This window comes from Aliinostoc sp. HNIBRCY26 (assembly GCF_050235535.1).
Classification (GTDB): Bacteria; Cyanobacteriota; Cyanobacteriia; order Cyanobacteriales; family Nostocaceae; genus Trichormus.
The window spans coordinates 6,207,417-6,220,492 of record NZ_CP189852.1 but is presented as its reverse complement, the minus strand read 5'-3'; the positions used below and the strand labels follow the sequence as shown (position 1 = coordinate 6,220,492).

The 13,076-nt window shown below is 38.8% G+C and carries 12 protein-coding genes; 7 read left to right on the top strand and 5 right to left on the bottom strand.

Annotated features, from left to right (window positions below):
- Positions 1-151: 151 nt before the first annotated feature.
- From ACQFX9_RS26290 to ACQFX9_RS26275, 4 genes are all read left to right on the top strand, one after another.
- Entirely contained in the window at positions 152-1,081 is a 930-nt protein-coding gene (locus tag ACQFX9_RS26290) for a ferritin-like domain-containing protein (protein WP_427159501.1), read from the top strand.
- A 68-nt stretch (positions 1,082-1,149) separates the two neighbouring features.
- A complete protein-coding gene (locus ACQFX9_RS26285) occupies positions 1,150-1,893 on the top strand; it encodes an isoprenyl transferase (protein ID WP_427159499.1) in 744 nt (247 codons plus the stop codon).
- A gap of 86 nt (positions 1,894-1,979) precedes the next feature.
- Positions 1,980-2,219 (top strand): type II toxin-antitoxin system HicB family antitoxin, encoded by a 240-nt coding sequence (locus tag ACQFX9_RS26280; protein WP_427159498.1) that lies wholly within the window; start codon positions 1,980-1,982, stop codon positions 2,217-2,219.
- Positions 2,216-2,449 carry a type II toxin-antitoxin system HicA family toxin gene (locus tag ACQFX9_RS26275; protein WP_427159497.1) on the top strand — a complete coding sequence of 78 codons (234 nt, stop codon included), beginning with the start codon at positions 2,216-2,218 and terminating at the stop codon, positions 2,447-2,449. The genes ACQFX9_RS26280 and ACQFX9_RS26275 overlap by 4 nt, the downstream gene beginning before the upstream one ends.
- A 118-nt stretch (positions 2,450-2,567) precedes the next feature.
- On the opposite strand, the gene ACQFX9_RS26270 is transcribed toward ACQFX9_RS26275, so the two are convergent.
- Positions 2,568-4,196, bottom strand: a complete 1,629-nt coding sequence (locus tag ACQFX9_RS26270; protein WP_427163008.1) for a fasciclin domain-containing protein — start codon at positions 4,194-4,196, stop codon at positions 2,568-2,570.
- 729 nt (positions 4,197-4,925) lie between these two features.
- Between ACQFX9_RS26270 and ACQFX9_RS26265 the strand changes: the two genes are divergently transcribed.
- Positions 4,926-5,663, top strand: coding sequence for a hypothetical protein (locus ACQFX9_RS26265; protein ID WP_427159496.1), 738 nt, complete (start codon positions 4,926-4,928; stop codon positions 5,661-5,663).
- 58 nt (positions 5,664-5,721) lie between these two features.
- Here ACQFX9_RS26265 and ACQFX9_RS26260 read toward each other — a convergent pair whose 3' ends face one another.
- Positions 5,722-8,223: a C2 family cysteine protease gene (locus ACQFX9_RS26260; protein ID WP_427159495.1), complete on the bottom strand. Its 2,502-nt coding sequence runs from the start codon at positions 8,221-8,223 to the stop codon at positions 5,722-5,724.
- 273 nt (positions 8,224-8,496) lie between these two features.
- Between ACQFX9_RS26260 and ACQFX9_RS26255 the strand changes: the two genes are divergently transcribed.
- On the top strand, positions 8,497-9,264 hold the full coding sequence (locus ACQFX9_RS26255; RefSeq protein ID WP_427159494.1) for a DUF1350 family protein: 768 nt from the start codon (positions 8,497-8,499) through the stop codon (positions 9,262-9,264).
- A 246-nt stretch (positions 9,265-9,510) separates the two neighbouring features.
- Entirely contained in the window at positions 9,511-10,647 is a 1,137-nt protein-coding gene (locus ACQFX9_RS26250; RefSeq protein ID WP_427159493.1) for a PP2C family protein-serine/threonine phosphatase, read from the top strand.
- Here the strand turns inward: ACQFX9_RS26250 and ACQFX9_RS26245 are convergent.
- The 3 genes from ACQFX9_RS26245 to ACQFX9_RS26235 form a co-directional block, all read right to left on the bottom strand.
- A complete protein-coding gene (locus ACQFX9_RS26245; protein ID WP_427159492.1) occupies positions 10,644-10,970 on the bottom strand; it encodes an STAS domain-containing protein in 327 nt (108 codons plus the stop codon). The two genes, ACQFX9_RS26250 and ACQFX9_RS26245, sit on opposite strands and share 4 nt — an antisense overlap.
- A gap of 751 nt (positions 10,971-11,721) precedes the next feature.
- On the bottom strand, positions 11,722-12,450 hold the full coding sequence (gene grpE / locus ACQFX9_RS26240) for a nucleotide exchange factor GrpE (protein WP_427159491.1): 729 nt from the start codon (positions 12,448-12,450) through the stop codon (positions 11,722-11,724).
- An 88-nt stretch (positions 12,451-12,538) separates the two neighbouring features.
- Positions 12,539-13,030 (bottom strand): Dps family protein, encoded by a 492-nt coding sequence (locus tag ACQFX9_RS26235; protein WP_427159490.1) that lies wholly within the window; start codon positions 13,028-13,030, stop codon positions 12,539-12,541.
- Positions 13,031-13,076 lie beyond the last annotated feature (46 nt).

Sequence of the window (13,076 nt, the reverse complement as noted above, 5' to 3'; positions counted from 1 at the left end):
ATATTTGTAACCTAAATTAACACACCAAATAAATCCGACTTTTGCGCCGACTTTAGCAACTGCATCATATCAAACTACCGACTTTCACCGACTGACAAACACAGGTGCGATCGCTTAGGCTATTGGGCGTAGAGTTAAAAGTATAAAAAACATGGTGAATACTACCACCCCACTAGCAGAAGACTTGGCAGGCCAAAGCTATACCAGTCCTAACTACTGGCAAATACAGCAGCGTCTACGCTCACTGATAGATAATTATGTAGCTACCGAAAAACTACAAGAACGCTTAGAAGATTTACCTACGCAATTTACCAATCATCAAACCCGCCCTTGGAAACATATTGATTGGCAAGCCATCAACCGTAATCAAATTATCGGCGTAGATCCAGAAGTATTTTTATCCATTTTGATAGGTGCATTGGATACAGAAGCCCCGATTCGCGGCTACACCCAAACCAGTCGCCAGTATTTAGAACAATTACATCCCCACATGGCGCGCGTTGTCGGTGGAACAGTCGGTGAAGATGGCGAACTCCAAGAAATCGGCCTATGGGAGAAAGAAGAACGTCAACACACCCCCGCCTTACTCAAAGTTTACACCCAACTTACCGGCGAAAAAATCACCCCCAAACTCCGCACAGTTAGAGGCTACCTTCCTACAGATGACCCCCAAGAAGACCTATATCGCCACGGTTTACACCGCGTCGCCACAGAATACGGTGCCACCTGTCTTTACCTGTGGATGATGGCACACACTACAGGCGCACTCCAAGACGTTTTAGAAGAACTCACCAAAGACGAAGTTAACCACATGACCAAATTCTGGGGTTTTGGAGTTTGGGCTTATCCCGACACCGGACTCATCCGCATCACCAAAACCCTCATCAAAACCCGTTCCCAAAACTATGAACGCAATAACCTGATGCGTACCCTGCGCCGGATGATGAACACCCTCAACTGGAAAGCTTGGACATTCAGCAACAAAGCCACCCTCCTGTTCACCTTCACCTACACCATGCACCACCTCTGGAAATGGCACAACACCCTAACACCCCAATACTTACAAAATCTCTTTGAATAACCCTCCGCACCCTTCTTTGCGTCTCTGCGCCTCTGCGTGAACTTTAAATAAATCCCCTCATCAACACCATGAATTTACCCCTAGATTTAGACCCCCAAAAAATCCCCCAACACCTAGCCATCATCATGGATGGTAACGGTAGATGGGCAAATAGCCGAGGACTACCCCGCATAGCCGGACATCGCCAAGGTGCAAAAACCCTCAAAGAAATTTTACGTTGCTGCAAAGATTGGGGAATCAAAGCTCTCACAGCTTACGCTTTCTCCACCGAAAATTGGCAACGTCCCATAGAAGAAGTAGACTTTTTAATGCTCTTATTTGAGCGATTACTGCGCCGCGAATTAGCCGAAATGCACCGAGAAGGAGTGAGAATTTCTTTCATTGGTGATTTGTCAGCCTTACCCCCATCTCTGCACACAGAAATTGCAAATTCAATGGCAGAGACGGCAAAGAATCAAGAAATTCACTTTACTCTTGCAGTCAATTACGGTAGTCGTAACGAAATTACTAGAGCCTGTTATCAAATAGCGGAACTTGTAGAACAGGGTAAACTCAACGCAGCCGACATTAATGAAAATTTAGTAGAACAACATTTATACACAGCAAATACTCCCGCACCAGATTTGCTAATTCGTACTAGTGGAGAGATGCGGTTGAGCAATTTTCTATTGTGGCAAATGGCTTATACAGAAATGTATTTCACTGATATTTTTTGGCCTGATTTTAATCGAGAAGCACTGTATAAAGCTTTACTCAGTTATCAGCAACGCGATCGCCGTTTTGGTAAAGTTAAACCCTTACTCTCAGCCTAACTTCCATAAAATCAATTACCTAAACCCTTTTTGGCTAAAAAGGGTATAACCTAAAAATTAGTAGCTGTCAAAAAAGGTGAAAATATATGGAAAACAAGAATAAGCAAGTTTATAACTATACAGTTCTTCTAGAAAAAGAAGCCGATGGTGGATACCATGCCTTTTGTCCTATTCTCAAAGGCTGTCATTCTCAAGGCGATACCTTTGAAGAAGCTGTTGAGAATATTACAGAAGCTATTGAGTTATATATTGAAAGTTTAATGGCTGATCATCAACCTATACCTAAAGAGGATTTAATTGTTAAGCCATTAAGTATTCTAATATGAGCAACTTTCCTAGTGTCAAAGCTAAAGACTTTGTAAAAGTTATTGAAAAATTAGGTTTTTATCTGGATCGTCAAAAGGGTAGTCATGCTATTTACAAGAATGTTCAGGGTAATCGAGTTGTAGTGCCAATTCATTCTGGAAAAGACATAAAACAAGGTACTTTGATGGGAATGATTCAAGATATTGGCATTGACAAAGAAACATTCTTCGAGTTGTTACTACAAAAATAATATACAAAAAGCAACTCAATCATTACACTCATCATCCTGAAATCATAGCGATCGCTCCCATTCTCCACAGGTGTAAAATAGCTATGAGTGGCTGAGAAGCGATCGCAGTAACATAAATTTAGAAGTTGTAACCTATTCCCAACAACAAACCCACATCAGTTTCATCAACAAAAGCTGCATTTACAGCACCAGTGAGGGTAAAACGATTTCCCAAGGGAACATCTACACCACCAGTTAACAGCAACCCAATATCAGTATCGTTGCTAGCTTCAATAGCCACACCAGCACCAACATAAGGTGATACAGAAAACTGCTGTACAACACCAGGTTCTACCTCACGGGGCGCAAAATCATAAGTCAAGGGTACGAGAAATACGGTATCGTCCCCAAATACTACCGATGGACGCACTGATACAGTCCGAGTTAGACCGATTTTACTCACAGCCGCAAAGTTACTTTCACTCAACGCTGTATCACCACCCAGTCCGATATTACCCGCCACACCGACATAACTAGAACCGCCACGGGTAGCCCTTCCTGGTGTCACATCTGGGGTTTGTGCTTGATTATTAGGTGGTTGTGGCTGTTGACTAGTCAGATTAGGTGGAATCAAAACTTGGTTAATGGGATAGATGACTCCGTTACTCGCTTGAATATTGGGCTGAATCACTCGCGCTTCATTGACTGCAATTTGATTATTTGCAGTATCAACTCGAATATTCACGGGTGAATTCTCCACAGTTTTTAACTCCCCAGACGCGAGTTGATTTGCTGTCACCTGTCCAGGCACTACGTGATAGCGCAATATCTGCAACAATAATTCTTTATTTTGGGGTTGTTGTAACTGTTCTAAAGTCCCAGCCGGTAAAGCTGCAAAAGCTTCGTTAGTAGGTGCAAACACCGTATAAGGCCCTGGCTGTTGCAAGATATCCGTTAAACCTGCTGTCTTGAGTAAAGAAGTTAAGGTACTAAAAGAATTACTAGACGCAGCTACAGAAACGATGTCATTCCCTGTTTGAGTATTACCAGTTCCCTGGCTGACTACTACATAGTTAGAAGCTGCAACATTGGTAGCTAGAGGTTGCAGTTGTCCCTGACGCACTAAAGCTTGATACAACAGTGCGGCTGCTTCTGCACGAGTCAGAGACTGTTGGGGATTGAGTTGTCGAACATCGGGATAGTTCACAACCATGTTCGCTTGTGTTGCCGCCGCTACACCATTTACGGCATAATTAGGGATAGCAGAAGCATCTGCATAGTAGCTACTTACAACATTTGATGCAGAGTTGCTATTTTGTAAGCCTAAACCACTAGCTAAAGCTGCGATCGCTTGTACTTTAGGAATCTGTTGATTAGGTAAAAACACATCCCCTGGGTAGCCAGCCATAAATCCAGTTTCGTAAGCTTCTCTAATTGCAGCATTTGCCCAGTAATTAGGCGGAACATCTGTAAATCCGCTTACACTTAATTGTCTGACTGGTTGTTGGTTAAAGGCTTTCTGAATCATGGTGGCGAATTCCGCCCGACTCACCGATTGATTCGGCTTAAATGTGCCATCAGGAAAGCCTGCAATAATATTTCTTTCGGCTAAAGCTTGAATAAATGGACTCGCCCAATTATCTGCACCAACATCACTAAATCTGGGAGCTACAGTTGTTGAAGGAACAGTATCTTGAGCTAAAGCGACTGTAGAAATCATCACAGGAGAAATTGTTGCAGCTGCTACTCCTAAAGCTAGCAATTTCATACTCAATGATGACCAAGATAAGAGATTATTCACCAATGTATCCTCCAGAAAAATTAATTTATCTCTCAGTTGATGTATGATTTTTAGGAAAATATTTCAGGGTAACTCAATCAAAAAATATCTATTTTGATGATCAAGATATGTTTGAAGTTAGCTTTTTAATCAATTATGATTTCTAGCTAAACACCCTTAATTAAACGCACAATGTAAGACAAAAATAATTTAGATGCTTCATCAAATCATTGATTCAAATGCCTTTTGGTTACTGTAAATCTACCTGAAACACTGCAATTGAGATGAAAACAGTGTTTTATATCAAAGTAATTTATCTTTGATAACTCTCATTTTTCACTGATGAGCCATAATCAACAACTAGCTAAAGGTTAAAAAGCATGGTCAGCACTTTCATCCTTTAGATAGTTGATCACATCTATTTCACATTAATTAGTAGTAGGACATTCCCGGACTTTATACAACACTAGATATGACAAAAATCGTTTTTTATTCTCTATGGAAATATTAAATGTCTCCACCTCATTGGTGCTTAAATCTTAGTATTTTGAGAAAGTGGAGTAACTTTTAACACATTTGAAGTATCAATCAACACATAAAAATATATTTTTTCGATGAAAATTAACTAAAGTAAAAAAACAAATATTTTATTTATGTCATTAGCCATATATAACTTTGGTTGCTATATTGTATGAAATAATCACTATCCTAGTGAAAATGGGGAAAACTGTGCGTAATGATTTGCAAGGCTTAGATATTAGTCAAAAGGAACTACAAAAGTTAACTAATTTGCCTGTGAAGGATGAACTGGTCATCATCATTAATCCCTTAAAAGAGATAGGTAAGACTATTGTCCAAAAAATTAAAGGTTCGGAAGGAGCTACAGTCCTTTTTATCAGCTTTTCTATCGCTGTACTGACCTATTTAATACTAGATGTTTTGATTAAGCTATTTGCTAATTGGATTAGCATTCCGGCGTGGATGTTATTAATAATACTATGTTTTCTTGGCGGAGTAATTACACAATGCAGTTTATACTACTGGTGGCAAAAAAGACTCAAAAATCTCAAAGGTAGTATGACGCATTCACTCCAAATTCTTTTAAATGATGTTGATAGATATAATGCTGTAATTAAAGCTATAGACATTAATGATCAAATAGAAGATGCTGGCAATCCAGAAGTGAATATCAAAGAAAGAGCAAAAGTAATTGCTGCTTTGAAACTCACAAGAGACGATTTAGTCAGAGCTTTAAAAACAGAAAGAATTTTGCGAGAGAATAAAAACTTTATTCTGAGTAATACAGAATTATTTGTGAATAATTTAGCGACTTTAGCAGCTATGCAAGTCACAGAACAAGCAACTGAGCATGGCAAATTATTAAATGAAGCATTGCAGATTGCTTTAGATGTGCAGCAGGAAATGAAAAGTTTACAAAGTCAGTCAAATACATAAAAATCAAGAGACGTTGCATTGCAACGTCTCTACCTATATTCAAAAGTGCTGAATCAGCTTAAGCTGATTTATCCCAGCTTCGGAAATTCCTTACCAGTTCACTAAACGTCACATCTAAAAAGCCATCTTTGAAGACAAATTGACTATCATATCCACCGTTGACACCCCAAGGGTTAAAAAGCCTAAATCTCTGTGTAGAGGAGTTATACCCTACTAAAACATATGCGTGCTGAGATACGACATTGTTAGCTACCCCCGTTTGTTTAGAGCCAAAAGTAATCATTTTTCCTTGGTTGAAACTAGTGACAATAGCGTTCATATCATAACTATCTAAAGTATCGTATTGGGTGATTAAACCTGTAATGTCAGTTATGGCGTAGCCAGTATACCCGCCATTAATTGCTTGATATGAATTGCGCCTGTCTTGACTACCAGGCCCCATTGTCCATCCTGATTCATTAATTTGAGCATAAGCTTTTTCTGCCAGAGCTACCCATAACTCATTGTTAGGATTATCGTATTTTGCTCCCAGATTTGCGTAAGCTATAGTTCCATCTGAGAAAGTCCCTAAAAATCTGTCAACGGTGACAAAATCTGCAACACCTTTGTTATAAAAACGCACTGTGAAAGTATTATCACCATTATCAATGAACATACTTTGAATAACATTAGGTGTTCGTAATGCAGTAGCAGCTAATCCAGCCAGAAAATAGCAATCACCCAATATACCTTGATTCACATCTTGATAGCTAATGCCATTTTGGAAGAGACTGCCTTTGACTTCTCTATAGCTTAAACTAGTAGATGTTAATTGTGGGCGATCGCTGCCAAAAAACCATTTACTCAATAACCTTTCTAATTGCGTTGCACTACTACCTGAAAATAAATTACCAATCCCAGACGTGATATTAGCTACATCACCAATCACCACTTTATTCGATAAGACTCTTACATGATCTTGCATCGTAAAACGGCTAGCATTACTGAGAATTACTTTTAAATCAGATAATTCATTGCTATCAATTACACTATTATCTTTTGCATCTCTCAAGATATCTATCATATCTTGACGGCTGAGATTACCATCTATAGATAAATTTCGAGCGATGTTAATGATTTGTTGGTCTTTTAAGTTTTGGGTAAACCAATCAATAACTGTGAATATTTTCTCCACAACTGGACTAATATTATTAGCCCTATCGATTGCAAAAGCGCGGAGAGTATAGTTACCTGCTACCAAATTCAACCCAGTTAAGGCTAAACTGTGTGTGAAACTTCCCCATGTAGTATTAGAACTATTCACCACAATGCGGGTGATATCATTCACTACGGTATTAATTAATTTACCATTCTGGAAGATTTGCAAATCGATGGTAGAAATGTCACTAGCACCATTACTATCAAATACTTGACCACTACTGATATTGAGTGTGCCTGTTGTAGTAATGTTAGGATTATCAATGTTAAATGAGAGTGAATTGGGTGCAGTATTCGGAGGGGTGACTGTAAATTGCTTTTCTACAACTGGACTAATATTATTAGCCTTATCGACTGCAAAAGCGCGGAGAGTATAGTTACCTGCTACCAAATTCAACCCATTTAAGGATAAACTGTGTGTGAAGCTTCCCCATGCAGTATTAGCACTGTTCACCACAATGCGGGTGATATCATTCACTACGGTATTAATTAATTTACCATTCTGGAAGATTTGCAAATCGATGCCAGAAATATCACTAGCACCATTACTATCAAATACTTGACCACTACTAATATTGAGTGTGCCTGTTGTAGTAATGTTAGGATTATCAATGTTAAATGAGAGTGAATTTGGTGCAGTATTCGGAGGGGTAACTGTAAATTGCTTTTCTACAACTTCGCTAGTATTAATACCTTTATCCAGTGCGATCGCCCAAAGGCTATAATTACCTGGTTTCAGATTGAGACTAGCAAGTGATACATCATAAGTAAACCCACTCCAACGGGAATCAGAATTACTGGGAGTGAATTTTATGACATCACTAATTTCAATAAAAGTACCATTACTTTGTTTAATACGGAAGTCAACAACACTTAAATCAGAAAAACCATCAGCATCATAAACAGCACCACCATTGATGCTTAAGTTATCTGTAGGTTTTAGATTAGAATTATTCAGATTAAATTGTAGTTGCGTCGGTAGAGAATTGGCTGTCAAACTAAGATTGTAGTTTGTACCACTAAAAGCAGAACCTATTCCTGGAAAAACCCGAACAAAATAATTTCCCGCATCTAAGGTAGTTCTGATTGCTTCATTAGCGATTCCTGATATATTGCCACTAGCAATAATTTCGCTAGGGCTATCAACGACACTATTTAAGTTTATATCTCGAATAATTTGTACATCTGCGTTTGTATTCAAACCACCCAAATTGAGGTTGAAACTACTACGACTACTTAGGCTAAAACTGTAAAAATCATTTAAATCAGTCCCACCGACGAAATCAGAAAATGTCTGTGTTGTAGCCGTCGGGTTGATTCGTCTCGCATTAGCCAACGTATTACCAGCATTATCAATGGGCATATGTATTCCTAATTACTGTGATTTAAAACGACAAATCCTGTAAATAAGGCTTTCCATAAAGACTTATATATAAATACTGGTATTTTTTATGCCTAATGCTCCACTGTGTAATTGCTGCTTTTTTTATTGAAAAACAGGTGAAGTTACAAGCTTTTTTTATGAAGAAATCAAATTTACTGAGTTTTTTCTGACCGACTCTGGTGAAGCTGATGTTTAATAATCAGTTCAGGGTCTAACATAAATTAAGTGTGATTAGAGCGATCGCCTACAGGCATGGATTGGAAAGAAATTAGAGGAAACTGGGTATTGATTCCCCCAAACCCCGTGGGTATCATTCATTTCTTGGGAGGTGCATTTGTAGCTACCGCACCTCACCTCACTTATCGATGGCTACTAGAACAAATAGCAGCTAAAGGATATGTGATCATCGCTACACCTTTTGTTAACACTTTAGATCATATTGCGATCGCCAAAACTGTATTACTGAATTTTGATCGCACCATAGAAAGATTGCATGACTCCGGCGCACTCCGCAAAGCTTACCTCCCCACCTATGGACTTGGACATAGTATGGGTTGTAAGCTTCATTTGCTCGTTGGTAGTCTATTTCCAGTCGAACGCGCAGGCAATATTTTAATATCTTTCAATAACTACGCCGCCAAAGACGCGATTCCCCTTGTGGAACAGTTTAATTCAGCGTTGACAATTGAATTTACCCCCTCACCCTCAGAAACCAACAAAATAGTCCAGGAAGGCTATAAAATCCGCCGTAATTTACTCATTAAATTTCAGAATGATAACCTTGACCAATCAACCGTTTTAACCAAAATCTTAAAGGCGCGTTTTCCTGAGATGGTGACAGCGCAAATCCTACCAGGAAATCACACCACACCACTAGGCCAAGACATCAAATGGCAAACAGGCTCATCCTTCACCCCTTTAGATGCTTTAGGACAGTGGTTTCGACAAGAAGTATATCGCGACCTCAACCAGTTAAAGAACTCCCTGCTATTGTGGTTGAATCCCCTTTCGCCACCGTAGGGATTGGGGCTAATCAATTCAAAATTCAAAATTCAAAATTCAAAATTAAAGATTCCGTTCCCTGTTCCCTGTTCCCTGTTCCCTGTTCTCTAATGACTATTGACCAAATTTGATTCAAGCGATGGATAATTAGATATGGTGAGTATTATTTTCTAGAGATAATAATTATCCACATATTAATCTTGACAATATTTTTAATTTCTATTGGTAATAACTAACTATTAATAACCTTGTCCATAACCACCGATGTTCAAAATACTTGTCATTGATGATGATCTATCTATCCAGATACTACTTAAAAGAATCTTACAAAAACAGGGTTATGAGGTAGTTGCTGTTAATAATGGTGAAGAAGGAATCGCTCAAGCTGTGGCTCATCATCCAGCTTTAATTATTTGTGATTGGATTATGCCAGGCTTGAATGGACTAGAAGTTTGTCATCGCATCAAAAATGACCCTAATCTATCAACTACCTTCTTTATTTTACTAACATCTCTAGATTCGGTAGCCGATCGCGTCAAAGGTTTAGATGCCGGTGCTGATGACTTTATCACTAAACCGATTGAACAACACGAATTGAAAGCCAGAGTCAGAGCAGGTTTGAGACTACATCAAGCAAGTCGAGATTTGCAAACTCAAAAATTGCTTTTAGAAGAACAACTGACAGAAGCGGCTGAATATGTGCGATCGCTGCTTCCAGAACCGATGAGTCAACCGTTCACCATCAATTCTCGCTTTATTCCCTCTCGTCAACTAGGTGGGGATTGTTTTGATTACTACTGGCTAGATAATGAGGCGATCGCCATCTATCTACTAGACACAGCAGGCCACGGACTCAAAGCCACACTCCCTTCTATTTCTGTCCTCAATCTTTTACGTTCACGCGCTCTTAAAGGACTCAATTACTATCAACCTAGTGATGTCCTCAAAGCTTTAAATGAAACATTTCAAATGAATTATCAAAATGATAAATACTTTACTATTTGGTATGGAGTTTATAATCGGGTTACACGACAATTAACTTATGCCAGTGCTGGACATCCACCCGCAATTTTAATATCTGGAACATCTCCAACTAGCAATGAAGTTCAAGTTTTAAGAACTCCTGGGATGCCAGTTGGTATGTTTCCAGAAGCACAGTACATAGATGCTTACTGCAATGTTAAAAAATTCAGTAGTCTTTATATTTTTAGTGATGGAGCTTACGAAATCACTAAATCAGATGGCACTGTCTGGAATTTAGACGCTTTTGTCCAAATTCTTAATAGTATCCACCATACTGCTGATTATCAACTCGATCACGTATTGAATTATCTCACAGCTTTAAACCCTAAAGAGGCTTTTGAGGATGATTTATCAATTCTGCAAATCAAATTTGATTAACTCCTAGATAGAATCGCTGCGTGAAATTCATCTTGATTTGTAAAAATTTCAAATACACTATCCATACCAGTTAATTCAAATAAAATTCTAACTTGCTCATTAATAGAACAAAGAAATAACTTCGTACCTGCGGCTCTTAGGGTTTTGAAAGCTAATACCAATGATCCCAAAGCTGAACTATCCATAAAAGTTACTTCTTGACAGTCAACTAAAACAATTTTTGCCCCACTGTCTACAAGATGAGTAATATTTTCTCGTAATTCTAAAGAGTTAGTAGTATTGATAATTCCAGAGAGTTTAACAACCTGTACTTCTTGATTCATTGTTTTTTACCAAATTGCTGCTATGTAAAGTGAAAATTTGCCAATATTATATAGCAAGTAGCTACATGGCTGGAGAAGAACCTAGTAGCCTCAATCTATAAGTTAACTTCTCAATAATAATCTCTCATAATTTAAACTAATTTAAAACATAACTTATGATAGATAAATTATATTTTAAATAAGAGCGTATCACCTAAAGTTAAAAATCTCAAATGAGAGAGAAGATAATTCTAATGCTTAGTTAAGTCTTGAGAGTTAAAAATATATTTTACTTTTATATAATTTGTAGCAATCAACTCCTTTTTACTCATTTGCATCAGTAAGAGATATGAAGATAACTTAATTGCATTATCAAATTTTGTATCTCTTGTGCCAAAATGGTAGTATCTCTAAAAAACTTTTGAAAACTCAAACCAAAAATTCATAGATCACTTGAATTTCTAGACAAAACCACAACATCAAAGTGACCCGAAGTCAAAACACTACAGATCGATTGTCTTGATAGCGCAGATTGTAATGCTTGGTAGTGATATCTGTAGGTTCAGTAAGTGACTCATTTGCTTGTTGTCCTTTGTCATATGCGAATTCCTATTAATCAGCTTTTTAACTTCTGATACCGCTATTTAGATACACAACTATTCTCTAGTATTCCCAATATCTTCGATTTTCAATCGGTGGTGTGGGGTAAATTAGGGGTGTAGGGGTTTAAGGGTTTAAGGGTGTAAGGGTTGAAAGTTTCTCACTCACTGACCTAAACTGGACTGACTTCAGCTCGATATAGTAACTTCTCACCTTGGATATAGCCTGTGTAGCGAATTTTGACTATTTCTCCTGGTTGAGCAGTTCCCTTTGATAATTGATGTAGTTGGGGATTATATGGTAACTCTGCGCCTACGGGTGCGATCGCTTCGATTCCCCACGCCTGTAATAATTTTTCTAGAGGCTTTTGTACTAAAGGTAAAATCTTCACTGCTGCTAATTGGGGGTTCTCTTGAGCCTTTTGGGCAGCTGTCGGCCATTGTAACAACAACGATTCCAGCAGTTGTAAACTCGACTGCTGGAACTCTTGCAGCAAAACTTCTCGCTGCTGTTCTAGTTGTAATTGCGATCGCTCGTATTCTTTTCTTAAATCAGTTAGTTCTTGGGGACTGGGGATTGGGGATTGGGGACTGGGGATTGGGGACTGGGGATTGGGGATTGGGGATTGGGGATTGGGGACTGGGGACTGGGGACTGGGGACTGGGGATTGGGGATTGGGGACTGGGATTAAAAAAGTGGCTACAAATTCGTTTAAGGAAATTTGTAGCACCTGGGATAACTTCAGTAGTACATCTAATCGCATCTGTTCTAGTGCGCCTTGTCGTAAGCGTAATATCTGCCGTTCAGAGACACCAGCAGCACGACTCAAGGCTTTGAAACTAGAAATACCTACCCGTTGCATTAAATCTTGCAATTCAGGAGTGCGATCGCAATTAAACATAGGTATTGGGGATCGGGTACAAGGGATCGGGGATTGGGAAAGACAATAAAAAAATTCTACCTTTTTCCCAGTCCCCAGTCCCCAGTCCCTACTCTTCCAACAAACTTCTCAACATCCAAGCAGTTTTTTCATGCACTTGCATCCGTTGAGTTAACAAATCGGCGGTAGGTTCGTCGTTAACTTCATCTACCGCAGGGAAAATTGAACGCGCAGTTCTCACTACGGCTTCTTGTCCTTCCACTAGAAGCTTAATCATATCAGTGGCTTTAGGTACACCAGGAGTTTCCGGTATAGAACTAAGCTTGGCGTATTCACTATAAGTTCCAGGTGCGGGATAACCCAAAGCCCTGATTCTCTCAGCAATTAAATCCACTGCCAAAGCTAACTCTGTATACTGAGTTTCAAACATTAAGTGTAATGTTTGAAACATTGGCCCTGTAACATTCCAATGGAAATTATGAGTTTTGAGATACAGTGTATAGGTGTCGGCTAATAGTCGAGACAAACCTTCCGCAATCTTAGCTCTATTGGCATCATCAATGCCGATATTGATATTTTTAATTGTTGTTCCAGAGGACATGAATTTTCTCCTATTTGAGTAATTATGGATTAGGGCATTGGGAATT